Here is a 16,386-nt window from a genome sequence, read left to right on the forward strand (position 1 = left end):
GGACGACGTTCGTCGTCCCGCGCCGCGCCATGGTTCAGGAGGCAGGGGTTCAGGAGGCAGGGGTTCAGGAGGCAGGGGTTCAGGCCTTCAGGAAACCGCGCTCCGCAGCTGTGACACGTTGATCTGCTCGGTCTCGTCGTGCGCGGTCAGGTCGATGACCTGGCCGATGCCGCGCGACTCCTCGCCCGCGGGCTTGAACACGGCCTCGGCCTCGGCCTTGTGCAGCGCGAGCGCCTCCTGGCCCACCACGTCCGCGAGGTCCTCGTTCTGCACGGCCTCCAGCGCCTGGGTGGACGCCTCCTTCTGCGTACCGAAGAAGTCGAAGCCGCCCTCCACGGACGGGCGCCGCGCGGGAGTCGCCGGTACGACGGCCACGGCGGTCGGCACGGTGAAGTGCCCGGAGGGCCGGACGGACTCGGCGGGGTGCGAGGGCTTCGCGGCGGGGGCCTCGGCGGCAGGGGCATCCTGGGGTGCGGCGTCTACGGCGGCCGGAGCGTTGTCGGGCTCGGCGGAAGGGGTGCTGTCCGCCTCGGCGGCCGGCGTGTTGCCCGGCTCGGCGGCCGGGGCGCTGTCGGTCTTGGAGGTCCGGGCGTCTGCGGGCGCGGCGTCTTCGGCGGCCGCGCGCTCATGCCCGTCGACCGCCTCGGGCTTCCCCTGCGCCTCCCCCTCCTCCGCCACGGCGTCCTCGGACGGGCCCGCAACGGGCTCAGCCGTGGCGTCGGCGTCCGTCGGCATCGCGGCGACAGCGACGGCCTTGGCTTCTGCCGTCGGCGCGCCGTTCGCGAAACGGTTCAGCGCCGCGTTCGCCCGCAGGAACAGCGAGGAACCCGCCGGGGAGAAGACCTCGGGGGCCGACGGCTCCTCGACGGTCGCGTCCACGTCCGCGGTTTCGTCAACGTCCGTGGCTTCGTCCGCGTCCGCGCCCGTCGTCGTGTCCGCCGGCTCGGTGGACTCGGTTTCACCGGCCGGGGCGGCCGGGCCGGCCTCGGACTCGGCCTCCGCGTCGGACCCGGGCTCGGGGTCGGACTCCTGTCGGGGCGCGGGTACCGGCACCGGCACGCCGCGCGTCGCCGCGGAGGCGGGGACCTGTTCGAGCCCCGCCGGAAGGGCGTTGGCCGGGGCGGACGCCTCTATCGCGAGCAGGCGGCGCGTCTCCAGGACACTCGCCCGCTCGGTCTCCGCCGTCGCGTACCGCCGCAGCAGCGCGGCGTGTTCGTTGCGCAGGCCCGCCAACTCCTTGCGCTTCGCGCGCAGCTTCTGCTCCAGCTTGGTGCGCAGCTCGCGGGACTCGTCGAGGTCGGTCTCCAGTTCGGCGACGCGCTCCTCGAACCGCCACTCGTCGCTCGCCCGCGCGCGCGTGAGGTCCGCGACACGCTTGCCCGCCGCGGTGTCCCAGCGGCGCAGTACGACGGCGCCCACAACGGCCGTTGCCGCGGCGCCCGCGGCCAGCACACGGAGCACCACCGGCTCCGTGAACAGCCAGGGCCCCACGGCACAGACGAGCGAGACGCCGGCGATCGCCGAGGGAGGCAGCAGCCTGTGCAGGGGCGGGGAATGGCGGTGACGTCCACGTGGCATGGCCAGAAACTTACCGCGCGTAGGCGAATGATGGTGCCCCACCCGGTAAAAACACAGCCACCCCGAAGCCTTCACCCCGCCCCAGGCGTCTACAGGACCCCGACTTACTTGATCAGGCCCTTCGACTCCAGATACTCCTTGGCCACGTCGGCCTCCTTGGCGCGCTCCGCGTCGACCTTCCGGTTGAGTTCCACGAGATCATCCGTGCTGAGCGTCTCGGTCAACTTGCCGAGCGCGTCGGCTATCTCCTGGGAACCGGCGTCCTTCGCGTTCACCACCGGAAGCACGTTGTCCGCGTTCTGCAGCTTCTTGTCGTCCTCCAGGAGAACGAGGTCGAAGTTCTTCAGCGTCGCGTCCGTGGTCGTGGTCAGCACCAGCTGGTCCGTGCCGTTCTTCACGGCCTGCTTGGCCTGTGTCGTACCGACGCCCTTGGGGTCGATCCCGGCGACGTCGATGCCGTACGTCTTCTTCAGACCCGGCGCGCAGAAGGGCCGCGTCTCGCATTCGTCACCGGCGGCGATCTTGACCTTGACACCCGACTTGCCGAGATCCGAAAGGGTCTTGAGGTTGTGCTTCTTCGCGAATTCGGAGCTCACCGCGAAGGCGTTCTGGTCGACCGCCTTGCTGGCCGGAAGCACCTTCAGCCCCTTCGGCTCGGCGAGCTTCTTCAGCGCCGTGACCGTCGCGTCCACATCTCCGGAGGCGACAGGCTTCGCGTTCGGGCCGTTCTCCTTCAGGTTGAGGAATTCCGCGAGTGTCGCCGCGTATTCGGGGACGATGTCGATGGCCCCCTTCTCCAGCTGGGGCTCGTAGAGCTCGCGGGTCTTGACCGTCTTGACCGTCACGCTGTAACCGGCGTTGTCGAGCACCTGCTTGTAGAGCTCGCCGAGGACCTTCACCTCGGTGAAGCCGGCCGCGCCCACGACGAGCGAGCCCTTCTTGCCGCCGCCGGACGCCTTGTCCGAGCCCTTGTCCTCCAGGTCGTCCCCGCCGCACGCGGCGAGCACCCCGGTGAGCGCGCCCACGGCCGTGATCGCGATCGCCATCCGGCGCGTCCTGCTGTTCATCGCCCTGCTGTTCATCGTCATCCCTCGCAAGATCAAGAAGTAGTACGTCCACGCATGGGGTCGAAGACCCGTCCCGCCACCATCAGCACGGCCTCCACCAGGAGGGCCAGCACCGCCACGAGCAGGGCCCCGGCGACCACCTGCGGTGTGTTCTGCAGGCTGAAGCCGGCCGTGATGATCCGGCCGAGCCCGCCCTCGCCGGCCATCGCGGCGAGCGTCGCCGTGGCGACCACCTGCACGGCGGCCGACCGCAGCCCGGTCATCACCAGCGGGTACGCCAGCGGAAGTTCGACGCGGCGGAACAACTGTCCGCCGCTCATGCCCATCCCCCGCGCGGCCTCCACCACCGACCGGTCCACCTCGCGCATCCCGATGTACGCGTTGGTCAGCAGCGGCGGCACCGCGAACAGCACCAGCGCGATCAGCGTCGGCAGGTCCCCGTGCTCGCCGAGCGGGGTGAGCGTGAGCAGGATCAGCACGGCCAGCGTGGGCACCGCCCGCCCCACGTTGGAGAGGTTGACGGCGAGCGCACCCCCCTTGCCGATGTGCCCGAGCCACAGCGCGAGCGGCAGCGCGATCAGACAGGCGACGGCGAGCGTGACCCCGCTGAAGTAGAGGTGCTCGGCGAGCCGGTGCCAGACCCCCTTCTCCCCTTGCCAGTTGGCATCCGTCGTCAGCCAGTCGTACGCACCCGATATCGCGTTCATACAGGTTCAGCCACCTTCACCGACGCCGCGCGTCTGCGTATTCGGGGAGCGCGGGCCGCCCGGGTCCAGGGCGTCAGCAGGCGCTGGAGGCCGAGCAGCAGCAGGTCGGCCGCGGTGGCGAGCAGCACGCACAGCACGGAGGCGGTGAGGACCTGTGCCTTGAAGGCGCTGTCCAGGCCGTCGAGGATCAGCGTCCCCAGTCCTCCGTAGTCCACGATCGCGCCGACCGTCGTCAGGGCGACCGTGGAGACCGTGGCGATGCGGACACCGGCGAGCAGCGCGGGCAGCGCCAGCGGCAGTTCGACCTCCCACAGCAGCCGCAGCGGTCCGTACCCCATCCCGCGGGCAGCCTCGACGGCCTCCTCGGGGACGGCCTGCAGACCCGCGAGGATGTTGCGCACGAGGATCGTCAGCGAGTACAGCACGAGACCGGTGACGACCAGCGCGGCCGACAGCCCGAACAGGGGCAGCAGCAGCGAGAACATCGCGAGGGAGGGAACCGAGTAGAGGACGGTCGTCAGGCCGAGGATCGGGCCCGCCAGGGCGCGATACCGCCGGGCGAGCAGGGCGAGGGGGAAGGCGACGGCCACGCCGATCGCCACCGAAACCGCCGTGATCCAGACGTGCTGGACCGTCGCGTCGATGAGCTCCTGGCTGCGGGAGCGGACGTACTCCCCGCAGATCCAGTCGTTGGCCACCAGGCAGTTCTGCTTGCTCACCCGCCCCACCTCCCCCGGGTCCCCGATTCCCTGAATCCCCGAACATATGTGGCTGGACCGCACGCCCGCACATGTTCTTGACTTGCTGGCGACCCTAAACCCCACCACTGACAATCGCCGAGGGCCGCCGTACAGGCGCAACATTGCCTTCACACAAACCCCGCCGCCGACCGCCACAATGGGGAGCCATGATCCGGTTCGAGAACGTCACCAAGCGGTACGCGGACGGCACCATCGCCGTCGACGACCTGTCCTTCGAGGTCGCCGAGGGCGAACTGGTCACCCTGGTCGGCCCGTCGGGCTGCGGCAAGACCACCACGATGAAGATGGTGAACCGGCTCATCGAACCGTCGGGCGGCCGGATATTCCTGGACGGCGACGACATAGCGGCCATCGACCCGGTCCGGCTGCGCCGCCGTATCGGCTATGTCATCCAGCAGGTCGGCCTCTTCCCGCACAAGACGGTCCTCGACAACACCGCGACCGTCCCGCACCTCCTCGGCGTCAAGCGCGCCAAGGCCCGCGAGCGCGCCGCCGAACTCCTCGACCTCGTCGGCCTCGACCCCTCGGTGTACGGCGAGCGCTACCCGGAGCAGCTCTCCGGCGGTCAGCGTCAGCGCGTCGGCGTGGCCCGTGCGCTCGCCGCCGACCCGCCCGTCCTGCTGATGGACGAGCCGTTCGGCGCGGTCGACCCGGTGGTGCGCGAGCACCTGCAGAACGAGTTCCTGCGGCTCCAGCAGGCCGTGCACAAGACGGTCCTGTTCGTCACGCACGACATCGAGGAGGCCGTACGCCTCGGCGACCGCATCGCCGTCTACGGGCAGGGCCGCATCGAGCAGTTCGACACCCCGTCGGCCGTCCTCGGCACGCCCGCGAACGACTACGTGGCCGACTTCGTGGGCGCGGACCGGGGCCTGAAGCGGCTGTCCGTGACGCCCATCGAGGAGAGCGACCTCGAACAGCCGCCCGTGGTGCGCCTGGACGACCCGCTGCCCCGGAAGCTGGACGCCCGCTGGGCCGTCGTCCTGGACGCGAACGGCGACCTGCACGGCTGGATCTCCGAGGAGCACGCGCGCGCGGGGGGCGGCACCGTCCGCGAGCAGGCGCGCCGCATGGAGGCCTGGCTGCCCGTCGGCGCCTCCCTGAAGCAGGCGTTCGCGACGATGCTGCAGCACGACGCGGGCTGGATCGCCGTGATCGACGAGGAGAGCGAGGGCCGCTTCCTCGGCGTCCTCACCCCCGCGCGGCTGCACGAGGCGCTGCGCCGCTCGACGGCCGCGGACGCGCGGGACATCGCGCGCGCGGACGTCGAGCTGGACACCGTCAGCTGAGCGCCCCGGTGGTCAGCGGTCGCTGAGCCGCCCGCTGATCCACTGCAGCGTCGGCGGGATCTCGCGCCGCCAGGTGTTGAAGTTGTGGCCGCCGCTGTCGAGGATGATCGAGGAGATCCTTGTCACACCGTTGGCCTTCACCTGCTCTATGAACTTGAGCGTGTCCTTGTAGTTGGCCTCGCCGATCTTGCTGCTGGTCACCAGCAGCGAGGTGTCGGGCGCCCGGTGGTGATCCAGGTACCAGCGCAGGTCGGCGTCGTTCTGCAGCGTCTTGTTCCCGTGGAACAGATCGCCGGTCGTGGGGTCGATCGGCGCCTTGTAGTACGGCGACAGGCCCGCTCCGGCGGCGTAGACCTCGGGGTGGTGCAGTGCGAGCTTCAGCGCGCAGTAGCCGCCCGTGGAGTCACCGATGATCCCCCAGCTGCCGGGCTTCTTGCCCACCCTGTAGTGGGCCGACACGGCGTCGGGGAGGTCCCTGGCGAAGAACGACTCGGACTGCGGGCCGCCCGGGATGTCCACGCACTCGGTGTCCCGCGGCGGCGCCACGGTCGGCCGGAGCATGACGATGATCATCGGCTGGGCCGTGCCGTTCTTGGCCAGTTCCTGGGCGGTCCGCGGGTAGTGCAGCTTCTTGTAGAGCGCCTCGGCGGTGCCCGGGTATCCGGTGAGCACCGTGACGGCCGGGAAGGTGCGCGTGCGGTACTGCGGCTGGAAGTACTCCGGCGGCAGATAGACGTACGCCGGAGTGGCGATGTGGGTCGTCCGGCCCACTATGTCCACCTTCTGGATCTGGCCGCTGATCTGGGGGCGCGATCCGCCCGCCCCCTTCACCACCCGCTGCGTGTCGACCACCTGGAGGGGGCCGCCGGTGCCGGCGTTGTTGTGGTCGATGACGATGCCCTCGCCGTTCTCCTGACCGAACAGGTCCGCCCAGCTGGCGTAGAACCCGAACGCCTGGTTGGCGGACACGCCGACCGAGACGAAGATCGCCAGCTGGGTGGCCAGCAGCAGGCCGACCCGTCCGGTGACGGCCCGCCAGCTGCGCCGTGCCAGCCGCGGCCACAGCCACACCGTGCCGACGAACAGCAGCACGGCGCACAGCACCGCCACCACCAGCACCTTGTTGCTCGTGAGACCCATGGTCCGTTTCCGCCTGCGCTTTCTGTCTGACTCTGAACCAGTCCTTCCCGCCGCTCGCCCGCCGCATCTTCGCGAGAGCTTGCCCCGGGCTTTCCCTGACCTTTGAACCGGCTTTCCGGTGGGGAGTGAACCTCTTCCCCCAAGACACCGTCCTAGAGGGCGCAATGTCGCCGGATGCCGGAATTGGCGCCGGGTCCAAGGTCTCTCGCGGAACTACGGGATGCGATGTCTGTCAGGATAGATGGGGAAATGTCGGGCGAGGTTCCTGGTCGAACAGGCCGGACGCGGCGCATAGTCCGCGGTCCGCGCCCTGAAGCCGTCCCCGCCCTGGTCGCCAGGGCCTGCACACTCGTGGGGCTCCTGGACATCGCAGCCGGGGTCTTCCCGCGCTTCCGGCACAGCCGTATGCACGCCATGGCCGAGGTCCTGCCGGGCGCGCTCGGCCCGTTCGCGGCGGCGCTGTCCCTCAGTGCGGGGGTGCTTCTGCTGCTGCTCGCCCACGGTCTGCGCCGCCACAAACGCCGGGCGTGGCGAGCCGCCGTCGTCCTGCTGCCGGCCGGCGCCGTCGCACAGCTGGCGTACCGCCACTCGCTCGTCGGTCTCGTCATCTCCGTCGCGCTGCTGGTGCCGCTGCTGCGCCACCGGAGTGAGTTCGCGGCCCTGCCCGACCCGCGCAGCCGCTGGCGCGCGCTCGCCAACTTCGTCCTCATGGGCGCCGGTTCCCTGGCCCTCGGGCTGGTCATCGTCAGCGTCCACCCCAACCGCATGGTCGGCGACCCGAGCCTCGCCGACCGCATCTCGCACGTGCTGTACGGCCTGTTCGGCTTCGAGGGACCGGTCGACTACCAGGGCGACACCTCCTGGACCGTGGGCTTCTCCCTCGGCGCCCTCGGCCTGCTCACCGCGATCACCACGATCTACCTGGCCTTCCGGCCCGAACACCCCGCCGCCCGCCTCACCTCGGACGACGAGAGCCGGCTGCGCATCCTGCTGGACAAGCACGGCGGCCGCGACTCGCTCGGCCACTTCGCGCTGCGCCGCGACAAGGCCGTCGTCTTCTCGCCCAGCGGCAAGGCGGCCGTCACCTACCGCGTCGTGTCCGGCGTGATGCTCGCCAGCGGCGACCCCATCGGCGACGTCGAGGCCTGGCCCGGCGCCATCGAACGCTTCATGGACGAGGCCAAGGCCCACTCCTGGACCCCCGCCGTCATGGGCTGTTCGGAGACGGGCGGCGAGGTGTGGACCCGCGAGACCGGCCTCGACGCCCTCGAACTGGGTGACGAGGCGGTGGTGGACGTCGCGGATTTCTCCCTGGCCGGGCGCGCGATGCGCAACGTGCGTCAGATGGTCAAGCGCATCGAGAGGGCTGGTTACGAGACCCGGGTACGGCGCATCCGTGACCTCGGCGAGGGCGAGCTGGACCGGATACGGCGTGCGGCGGAGGACTGGCGCGGCACCGACACCGAGCGCGGCTTCTCCATGGCACTCGGCCGCATCGGCGATCCCGACGACGGGGACTGCCTGATCGCCACCGCTCACAAGACCGACGACCACCCCGGTGCGTACGGCGACCTCAAGGCCGTTCTGCACTTCGTCCCCTGGGGCACCGACGGCGTGTCGCTGGACCTGATGCGCCGCGACCGCTCGGCCGACCCCGGCATGAACGAACTGCTCATCGTCGCGGCACTGGAGGCGGCCCCGCGCCTCGGCATCACGCGCGTGTCCCTCAACTTCGCGATGTTCCGCGCCGCGCTCGCCCGCGGCGAGAAGATCGGCGCCGGCCCGGTGCTGCGCGCCTGGCGAGGCCTGTTGGTCTTCCTGTCCCGCTGGTTCCAGATCGAGTCGCTGTACAAGTTCAACGCGAAGTTCCGGCCCCGCTGGGAGCCCCGCTTCGTCGTCTACCGCTCCTCACGGGACCTCCCCCGCATCGGCCTCGCCGCCATGCAGGCCGAGGGCTTCGTGAACCTCGCCCTGCCGCGTCTGCTCCGCCGCCGGGCGGTGGCCGCACCGGTGTGCGCGCACCGCACGGTCGCGGAACACGGGGTCCACGTCGCATAGCCCCGAGCAGCGGCAATGACCGGTGGGGGTGCGGGAGCCCACCCCCACCGGGGCCGAACGGCCCTCTTCGGGAGGCCTAGGCTGGACACATGAGCAAGAAGAGCGGGCGCGGCCATGTGGTGGGACTGCCGGCGTGGGACCGCTGCGCGGTCATGGGGGTAGTCAACGTGACGCCCGATTCCTTCTCCGACGGCGGCCGCTGGTTCGACACGACGGCCGCCGTCAAGCACGGTCTCGCCCTGGTCGAGGAGGGCGCGGACCTCGTCGACGTGGGCGGCGAGTCGACCCGCCCCGGCGCCACCCGCGTCGACGAGGCCGAGGAACTCAAGCGCGTCCTGCCCGTCGTACGGGGCCTCGCCGCCGAGGGCGTCACGGTCTCCGTGGACACCGTGCGCGCCTCCGTCGCCCAACAGGCGCTCGCCGCGGGCGCCGCCCTCGTCAACGACGTCAGCGGTGGTCTCGCCGACCCCGCGATGATCCCGGCCGTCGCCGCCGCGGGCGCCCCCTTCGTCGTCATGCACTGGCGCGGCTTCCTGGAGGGCGGCAACGTGAAGGGGTCCTACGAGGACGTCGTCTCCGAAGTCGTCAACGAGCTGTACGCGCGCGTGCAGGCCGTTCTCGCGGGCGGCATCGCCGCCGACCGGATCGTCGTCGACCCCGGCCTCGGCTTCTCCAAGGAGGCCGAGCACGACCTCTCGCTGCTGGCCCACCTCGACCGTCTGCACGCACTCGGCCACCCGCTGCTGGTCGCCGCCTCCCGCAAGCGGTTCCTCGGCCGCGTCCTGGCCGGACCCGAGGGCGCACCCCCGCCCGCCCGCGAACGCGACGCCGCCACCGCCGCCGTCTCCGCGCTCGCCGCCCACCAGGGTGCCTGGGCGGTCCGCGTGCACGAGGTACGGGCCACCGCCGACGCGGTGCGCGTCGCCCGGGCCGTCGAGGGAGCCCGATGAGCGCCGCCGACACCGACGTCGAGGAGGTCGAACTCGCCAACACCGCCTTCTACGAGGCGATGGAGCGGGGCGACTTCGAAACGGTGTCCTCGCTCTGGCTCACCCCGGCCGACCTGGGTGTGGACGAGGAGTTCCACGACCCCGCGTCCGCCGGCGTGGTCTCCTGCGTCCACCCCGGCTGGCCGGTGCTCTTCGGGCGCGGCGAGGTCCTGCGGTCCTACGCGCTTATTATGGCGAACACCGAGTACATCCAGTTCTTCCTCACTGATGTGCATGTCTCGGTCACCGGCGACACCGCCCTGGTGACATGCACCGAGAACATCCTCAGCGGCGGCCCGGCCCCCGACGACAGCGATGAGCTGGGCCCCCTCGTCGGCCAGCTCGTCGTCGCGACGAACGTGTTCCGGCGCACGCCGGACGGCTGGAAACTCTGGTCCCACCACGCCTCTCCCGTACTGGCCGAATCCGGTGACGAGGAAGGCGACGACACGCCCTCCTGAGTGGGTGGGCGTCCTGCGGACGCACCAAGAAGTGGTTGGAATCACGCACCCTGGGTAGGGGCGGCTACCAGCCCGTGAGCCGCCGTGTTCCCCAGGGGAAACACCCCATGAACCCTCCTGGTCTCCGCGGGGGCACGAGCCCCCGTGGACGGGCGCTGTCAGTGCCCGCAGGTAGATTCGTCCGAGGCTGGTGCGCCGACCGCACTCGGCAGGGACCCGCCGCTACCGACGATTGCAGGAGTGATTCGCGTGGATCGTGTCGCGCTGCGCGGCCTCAAGGCCCGCGGGCACCACGGTGTCTTCCCCAAGGAACGCGAAGAGGGCCAGACCTTCATCGTGGACCTGACGCTGGGTCTGGACACCCGGCCGGCCGCGGCCGACGACGACCTGGCGAAGACCGTGCACTACGGCATCGTGGCCGAGGAGGTCGTGGCCGTGGTCGAGGGCGAGCCCGTCGACCTCATCGAGACGCTCGCCGAGCGCATCGCCCAGGCGTGTCTGAAGCACGACGGGGTCCAGGAGGTCGAGGTCTGCGTCCACAAGCCGGACGCGCCGATCACGGTCCCCTTCGACGACGTGACCGTCACCATCACCCGGAGCCGAGTATGACGACGTCCTTCACCGAAGGTCAGAGCGATCCGACAGTCCAGCCGGTGCCCGCCTCCGTGGTGGAGCGCGTGGACGCCGCCGACACGACCCTGCACAACCCCAAACGCGCGGTGCTCTCCCTCGGCTCGAACCTGGGCAACCGCCTGGAGACGCTCCAGGGCGCCATCGACGCCCTGGAGGACACCCCGGGCGTCCGCATCAAGGCGGTCTCCCCCGTCTACGAGACGGAGCCGTGGGGCGTCGAACCCGGCAGCCAGCCCACGTACTTCAACGCGGTCGTGGTCCTCAAGACCACCCTCCCGCCCTCCTCCCTGCTGGAGCGGGCGCACGCGGTCGAGGAGGCCTTCAACCGGGTACGCGACGAGCGCTGGGGCCCGCGCACCATCGACGTAGACATCGTTGCCTACGCCGACGTCGTCTCCGACGACCCGGTGCTGACGCTCCCCCACCCGCGCGCCCACGAGCGGGCCTTCGTGCTGGCCCCCTGGCACGACGTGGATCCGGAGGCCCAGCTCCCCGGCCGCGGGTCCGTCGCCCAGCTCCTCGCCACCGTCACCCAGGAAGGCGTCGCGCCCCGCGCCGACCTGGAACTCCGGCTCCCCGAATAGTCGTTAAGGTCAAGACGACCAGAGGCCGGACGCCAGAGGCCGGACAACGACCGCCGGGCCGGGCGACCGCCTTGCGGCGGGCTATCGAAGGGGCAAAGTGAAAGAGCTGCGCATCAGGACGCTGGCCGCCGTGTTCGTCGTGGCCGGCGTGCTGTCCTGGGCGGGCGCCCGGCTGTGGAGCGCGGTGGGCACGCTCCCCCGGGTCCCGCTGGCCGCGCCCATTGTCCTGGCCCTGATCGCCGTGGTGCTGCTGGCCACCGCGCTCTCACTGCGCGCCCGCCTCAAGGCCCAGCGCGAGCGCCGCGCCGGCGCCAAGGGCGTCGACCCCCTGATGGCCGCCCGCGCGGTCGTCTTCGGCCAGGCCAGCGCCCTCGTCGCCGCCCTGGTCTCCGGCATGTACGGCGGCACGGGCGCCTTCCTGCTGGAGTCCCTCGACATCCCCGCCCGCCGCGACCAGGCCATCTACGCCGGCTTCTCCGTCGTCGCAGGCATCGCCGTCATAGCGGCCGCCTTCTTCCTGGAGCGCGTCTGCAAACTCCCGGACAACGACGACACGAACGACGGCACGGGGGCGGCTCCGGCTGCCTGAGGCGGCGCTCCTGGGCGCGGCCCATCGGTCAGCGGCAATCGGTCGGCGGTCTGGGGGTGTTTTGAAAGTCCCGCACAGCACCCACGGCGCCCGGCACGCACCCTCGCCGCACCGGTCGAAGCCCCAAGTACGTCCAGTACGAGAGCCTTCGTCCGTCACGCCGAGGGCACGCACCGAACACCGCGGGCACCGCACAGGACTTTCAAAACACCCCCTAGCGCGCCATGATCAGACTCATTGCCTCATTACGGGTGGCCGGGTCACGCAGCTGACCGCGTACCGCCGAGGTGATGGTCTTGGCGCCGGGCTTGCGCACACCCCGCATGGACATGCACATGTGCTCGCACTGGACGACGACAATCACGCCGCGGGGCTCCAGTATTTCCATCAGCGAGTCGGCGATCTGAGTCGTCAGCCGCTCCTGCACCTGAGGGCGGCGAGCGAAGACATCCACGAGCCGAGCGAGCTTCGAGAGGCCAGTGATCTTGCCATCGGAGGACGGGATGTACCCAACATGGGCAACACCGACAAATGGCACCAAGTGATGTTCGCAGGAGCTCAGGACTTCGATGTCCTTCACCAGGACCATTTCGTCGTGTCCCAGGTCGAACGTCGTCGTGAGGACGTCCTCGGGCTGTTGCCACAGGCCCGCGAATATCTCCTTGTACGCCCGGGCCACCCGGCCCGGGGTCTCCCGGAGGCCCTCGCGGTCCGGGTCCTCGCCGACCGCGATGAGCAGTTCGCGTACGGCGTTCTCGGCGCGCTTCTCGTCGAACTCGCCGATAGAGCCCTCGCCGTCCAGCGTCACGGGGTCGGTCATCTGGTCCTCGTTCCTGTGCCTCTCGCGTGCATGGATCACGCGTCTCGCTTATGGGCATACGAAAATGCCGCGCCCCCCAGGCTAGAACCTGAGGGGCGCGGCATCCATTCCGGGCCTGGTGAGGCCGTCGGAGAGCGGTGGGTCAGCTCTCCGGGCGGTCCTCCGAGGCCGGCTCCGTCGCCGGGACGGACTCGGTGGCCTGCGCGATGGCCGGCGTCGAACCGTTCGCCCCGTTCGTCAGTGACAGCTCCTTGGGGGAGAGCACCGGCGGGCGGGTGGACGGCGTACGCCGGGAGGAGCCGGTCCACGCGGGGCGGGCCGGGCGCTTGACGATGGGAGCGAAGACCTCGGCGATCTGCTCCTTGCTCAGCGTCTCCTTCTCCAGCAGCTGGAGCACCAGCGCGTCGAGGACGTCACGGTTCTCGACCAGGATTTCCCAGGCCTCGTTGTGCGCGTTCTCGATGAGCTTCTTGACCTCTTCGTCGACGAGCGCGGCGACCTCTTCCGAGTAGTCACGCGGGTGCGACATCTCCCGGCCGAGGAACGGCTCGGTGTTGTCGCCGCCGAACTTGATCGCGCCGAGGCGCTCGGTCATGCCGTACTGCGTGACCATCGCGCGGGCCGTTGCGGTGGCCTTCTCGATGTCGTTCGCAGCGCCTGTCGTCGGGTCGTGGAACACGAGCTCCTCGGCCGCGCGGCCGCCCAGCATGTACGCCAGCTGGTCCAGCATCTCGTTGCGCGTCGTGGAGTACTTGTCCTCGTCCGGCAGGACCATCGTGTAACCGAGGGCACGGCCGCGAGACAGGATCGTGATCTTGTGGACCGGGTCGGAGTTCGGGGAAGCAGCCGCGACCAGGGCGTGTCCGCCCTCGTGGTACGCGGTGATCTTCTTCTCCTTGTCCGACATGATCCGGGTCCGCTTCTGCGGGCCCGCGACCACACGGTCGATCGCCTCGTCCAGCATGGAGTTGTCGATCAGCTTGCCGTTGCTGCGCGCGGTGAGGAGCGCCGCTTCGTTCAGCACGTTCGACAGGTCCGCGCCGGTGAAGCCCGGCGTACGCCGCGCCACCGCCGACAGGTCGACGTCCGGTGCGACCGGCTTGCCCTTCTGGTGAACCTTGAGGATCTCCAGACGGCCCAGCATGTCCGGGCGGTCGACCGCGATCTGGCGGTCGAAGCGGCCGGGGCGCAGCAGGGCCGGGTCGAGGATGTCGGGCCGGTTCGTGGCGGCGATCAGGATGACGCCGCCCTTCACGTCGAAGCCGTCCATCTCGACGAGCAGCTGGTTGAGCGTCTGCTCGCGCTCGTCGTGACCGCCGCCGAGGCCGGCGCCGCGGTGACGGCCGACCGCGTCGATCTCGTCGACGAAGACGATCGCCGGGGCGTTCGCCTTGGCCTGCTCGAAGAGGTCGCGGACGCGGGAGGCACCCACACCGACGAACATCTCGACGAAGTCGGAGCCGGAGATCGAGTAGAAGGGGACGCCGGCCTCACCCGCGACAGCGCGCGCGAGCAGCGTCTTACCGGTTCCGGGCGGCCCGTACAGGAGCACGCCCTTGGGGATCTTCGCCCCGACGGCCTGGAACTTCGCCGGTTCCTGGAGGAACTCCTTGATCTCCTGGAGCTCCTCGACCGCCTCGTCCGAGCCCGCGACGTCCGCGAACGTCGTCTTCGGGGTGTCCTTGGTGATGAGCTTCGCCTTGGACTTCCCGAAGTTCATGACCCGGGAGCCGCCGCCCTGCATCTGGTTCATCAGGAACAGGAAGACAACCACGATGAGGACGAAGGGGAGCAGGGAGAGCAGGATCCCGACGAAGGCGTTCTGCTTCGTCGGCGAGACGGTGTACCCGTCCGGGATCTGCTTGTTCTGGAACTTGTCCTGGAGGGTGCCCGCAAGGGTCACACCCTGGTCGCCGATGTAGCTCGCCTGGATCTTCGAGCTGCCGTCTACCTTCTCGCCATCCTTGAGCTGGACCTTGATGGTCTGCTCGTCGCCGGTGGTGAGCTTGGCCTCTTTGACCTTGTTCTCATTGATCGCCTGGACGACCTGGCCGGTGTCCACTGTCTTGTAGCCGCCGGACGAGCCGACGACCTGCATCAACACGACCACGGCAAGGACGGCCAGCACGATCCACATGACCGGCCCACGGAAGTATCGCTTCACGTCCATCCATACGGAGCGGTGTCGCCCCGTCCCTCCTGCCATAGTGAGTTTGATAAAGACTTATAAAGACTGTTCTTCGGACGGTACCCCAGCATTGTCACCCGAAGCCGCAGGGGACGACTGGCAATCCCGCCCACGCATGCTCCAACGGCGCGAAACCCGCTGGGGTTCCCGGACGTCTTACAGGATCGGGCTAGCCGCCGTAGACGTGAGGCGCGAGCGTACCGACGAACGGGAGGTTGCGGTACTTCTCGGCGTAGTCGAGGCCGTAGCCGATCACGAACTCGTTCGGGATGTCGAAGCCGACCCACTCGACGTCGATCGCGACCTTGGCGGCCTCCGGCTTGCGCAGCAGCGTGCACACCTTGAGCGACTCGGGCTCGCGGGAGCCGAGGTTGGACAGCAGCCAGGACAGTGTGAGCCCCGAGTCGATGATGTCCTCGACGATGAGGACGTGCTTGCCCTTGATGTCGGTGTCGAGGTCCTTGAGGATCCGCACCACACCGGAGGACTGGGTGCCCGCGCCGTACGAGGACACGGCCATCCAGTCCATGGTGACCGGGGTGGACAGCGCGCGCGCCAGGTCCGCCATGACCATCACGGCGCCCTTGAGGACTCCGACGATCAGCAGGTCCTTGCCCGCGTACTCCGCGTCGATCTTCGCGGCGAGCTCGGTGAGCTTCGCGTCGATCTCTTCCTTGGTGATGAGCACCGACTTGAGGTCGGTGCCCATGTCTTTCGCGTCCACCCGCATCACTTTCGGTCGTCCCACCGCGGCTGACCAGACCCTCCCGAAGGGGGCAGGTTTCAGCCTTGCCGAATCACCAGTCTGCCACCCTGGCGCTGAGCGACGACTTTGCCCGGGAGATTGATGGCTCCCTGGCCGCGCCAGCCGGTGATCAGCCGGTCGACTTCCTCGATGTGACGGGCGAACAGCGAACCGGCCGGGGCGCCCGCCTCGATGGCGGCGCGGCGCAGGATGCGGCGGCGTACGGCGGGCGGCAGGGCGTAGAGCTTGGCGCACTCCAGGAGGCCCGCCGCGTCGCGTACGGAGGCTTCGGCCTGGCTGGCCCAGGCGTCGAGGGCGTCGGCGTCGTCGCGGGAGAGCTGGGCCGTTCGGGCGAGCGCCTCGACGACTCCTTTGCCGAGCGCCTTCTCCAGGGCGGGCAGGCCCTCGTGGCGCAGCCGGGAGCGGGTGTAGGCCGGGTCGGCGTTGTGCGGGTCGTCCCAGACGGGCAGCGACTGGACCATGCAGGCCTTGCGGGCGGTCTGCCGGTCGAGGTGCAGGAAGGGACGGCGGTAGCGGCGGGCGGCGCCGGGTCCGCCGGAGACGGCGGCCATGCCGGACAGGGAGCGGATGCCGGAGCCGCGGGCGAGGCCGAGCAGGACGGTTTCCGCTTGGTCGTCGCGGGTGTGGCCGAGGAGGATCGCGGCGGCGTCGTGGCGTTCGGCGGCGGCGTCCAGGGCGGCGTAGCGGGCGTCGCGGGCGGCGGCTTCGGGTCCGCCGTCGCGGCCGACGGTGACGGCGAGGGACTCGACCGGGGTG

The 16,386-nt window shown here is 70.0% G+C and carries 16 protein-coding genes; 7 read left to right on the forward strand and 9 right to left on the reverse strand.

Features of this window, described 5'->3' with window-relative positions:
- Positions 1-87 precede the first annotated feature (87 nt).
- The 4 genes from ABZS97_RS38670 to ABZS97_RS38685 form a co-directional block, all read right to left on the reverse strand.
- Entirely contained in the window at positions 88-1,578 is a 1,491-nt protein-coding gene (locus ABZS97_RS38670) for a hypothetical protein (protein ID WP_356146234.1), read from the reverse strand.
- A gap of 104 nt (positions 1,579-1,682) precedes the next feature.
- The gene (locus ABZS97_RS38675; RefSeq protein ID WP_356146279.1) at positions 1,683-2,645 is read right to left on the reverse strand and encodes an ABC transporter substrate-binding protein; all 963 of its coding nucleotides are present in this window, start codon (positions 2,643-2,645) and stop codon (positions 1,683-1,685) included.
- A 32-nt stretch (positions 2,646-2,677) separates the two neighbouring features.
- Positions 2,678-3,352, reverse strand: coding sequence for an ABC transporter permease (locus ABZS97_RS38680; RefSeq protein ID WP_356146237.1), 675 nt, complete (start codon positions 3,350-3,352; stop codon positions 2,678-2,680).
- Positions 3,349-4,071, reverse strand: coding sequence for an ABC transporter permease (locus ABZS97_RS38685; RefSeq protein ID WP_356146240.1), 723 nt, complete (start codon positions 4,069-4,071; stop codon positions 3,349-3,351). Before ABZS97_RS38685 ends, ABZS97_RS38680 begins: the two co-directional genes overlap by 4 nt.
- Positions 4,072-4,259: 188 nt before the next feature.
- On the opposite strand from ABZS97_RS38685, the gene ABZS97_RS38690 reads away from it, so the two are divergent.
- Positions 4,260-5,402: a betaine/proline/choline family ABC transporter ATP-binding protein gene (locus ABZS97_RS38690; RefSeq protein WP_356146243.1), complete on the forward strand. Its 1,143-nt coding sequence runs from the start codon at positions 4,260-4,262 to the stop codon at positions 5,400-5,402.
- 12 nt (positions 5,403-5,414) lie between these two features.
- Here ABZS97_RS38690 and ABZS97_RS38695 read toward each other — a convergent pair whose 3' ends face one another.
- Entirely contained in the window at positions 5,415-6,542 is a 1,128-nt protein-coding gene (locus tag ABZS97_RS38695; protein WP_356146246.1) for an alpha/beta hydrolase-fold protein, read from the reverse strand.
- A 249-nt stretch (positions 6,543-6,791) separates the two neighbouring features.
- On the opposite strand from ABZS97_RS38695, the gene ABZS97_RS38700 reads away from it, so the two are divergent.
- From ABZS97_RS38700 to ABZS97_RS38725, 6 genes are all read left to right on the forward strand, one after another.
- Positions 6,792-8,600, forward strand: coding sequence for a phosphatidylglycerol lysyltransferase domain-containing protein (locus ABZS97_RS38700; RefSeq protein WP_356146249.1), 1,809 nt, complete (start codon positions 6,792-6,794; stop codon positions 8,598-8,600).
- 89 nt (positions 8,601-8,689) lie between these two features.
- Positions 8,690-9,550 carry a dihydropteroate synthase gene (folP, locus tag ABZS97_RS38705; protein ID WP_356146252.1) on the forward strand — a complete coding sequence of 287 codons (861 nt, stop codon included), beginning with the start codon at positions 8,690-8,692 and terminating at the stop codon, positions 9,548-9,550.
- Positions 9,547-10,050 carry a nuclear transport factor 2 family protein gene (locus ABZS97_RS38710; RefSeq protein ID WP_356146255.1) on the forward strand — a complete coding sequence of 168 codons (504 nt, stop codon included), beginning with the start codon at positions 9,547-9,549 and terminating at the stop codon, positions 10,048-10,050. Before folP ends, ABZS97_RS38710 begins: the two co-directional genes overlap by 4 nt.
- Before the next feature lie 249 nt (positions 10,051-10,299).
- Positions 10,300-10,659, forward strand: coding sequence for a dihydroneopterin aldolase (gene folB, locus ABZS97_RS38715; protein ID WP_356146258.1), 360 nt, complete (start codon positions 10,300-10,302; stop codon positions 10,657-10,659).
- The gene (gene folK, locus ABZS97_RS38720) at positions 10,656-11,267 is read left to right on the forward strand and encodes a 2-amino-4-hydroxy-6-hydroxymethyldihydropteridine diphosphokinase (protein ID WP_356146261.1); all 612 of its coding nucleotides are present in this window, start codon (positions 10,656-10,658) and stop codon (positions 11,265-11,267) included. The genes folB and folK overlap by 4 nt, the downstream gene beginning before the upstream one ends.
- A 97-nt stretch (positions 11,268-11,364) precedes the next feature.
- Positions 11,365-11,856, forward strand: coding sequence for a DUF3180 domain-containing protein (locus ABZS97_RS38725; RefSeq protein WP_356146264.1), 492 nt, complete (start codon positions 11,365-11,367; stop codon positions 11,854-11,856).
- A gap of 214 nt (positions 11,857-12,070) precedes the next feature.
- Here ABZS97_RS38725 and folE read toward each other — a convergent pair whose 3' ends face one another.
- The 4 genes from folE to tilS all read right to left on the reverse strand — a co-directional run.
- Entirely contained in the window at positions 12,071-12,676 is a 606-nt protein-coding gene (gene folE, locus ABZS97_RS38730; RefSeq protein ID WP_356146267.1) for a GTP cyclohydrolase I FolE, read from the reverse strand.
- Between the two features lie 142 nt (positions 12,677-12,818).
- Entirely contained in the window at positions 12,819-14,846 is a 2,028-nt protein-coding gene (gene ftsH, locus ABZS97_RS38735; RefSeq protein WP_356146270.1) for an ATP-dependent zinc metalloprotease FtsH, read from the reverse strand.
- A gap of 187 nt (positions 14,847-15,033) precedes the next feature.
- Complete coding sequence (hpt, locus tag ABZS97_RS38740; protein ID WP_356146282.1) at positions 15,034-15,594, reverse strand: hypoxanthine phosphoribosyltransferase; 561 nt, start codon at positions 15,592-15,594, stop codon at positions 15,034-15,036.
- A gap of 53 nt (positions 15,595-15,647) precedes the next feature.
- A partial coding sequence (tilS, locus tag ABZS97_RS38745) for a tRNA lysidine(34) synthetase TilS (protein WP_356146276.1) occupies positions 15,648-16,386 on the reverse strand: 739 nt, incomplete at its 5' end.

It is taken from the genome of Streptomyces sp. NPDC005485 (genome assembly GCF_040606085.1).
Classification (GTDB): domain Bacteria; phylum Actinomycetota; class Actinomycetes; order Streptomycetales; family Streptomycetaceae; genus Streptomyces.